Genomic DNA, 386 nt, shown 5'->3' on the forward strand with positions numbered 1-386 from the left:
CCCAACCAAAAGTGGGCAACAGACATCAGCGAGTTTAAAGTACAAGACAGGGCAAATGATGGCAGTGTCATCCAAAGAAAACTGTACTTACTGTACTTACAGCTAACAAATTTGAATTTTGCCACGGAAACCGTTCTCCCTGAGCTCGTCGAAGGGTCGGTTTCCGTCATGGTTCGATAGGCTCACCACGAACGGAAACTGTAGCACTTTTTCATTTTGTAGAGTGTACACGATAAAGGATAGACCAATATACGCATTGGTTAAAGAGATGTTAGATGATGCTTTATTAAAGTTAGGTGGTGCAGATAGATATGATAAGAGCAATAAAAATAGCAAGCTCATCATTCATTCAGACCAAGGCTGGCACTATCAAATGCACCAGTATC

The organism is Moraxella lacunata, from assembly GCF_002027545.1.
Classification (GTDB): domain Bacteria; phylum Pseudomonadota; class Gammaproteobacteria; order Pseudomonadales; family Moraxellaceae; genus Moraxella; species Moraxella lacunata.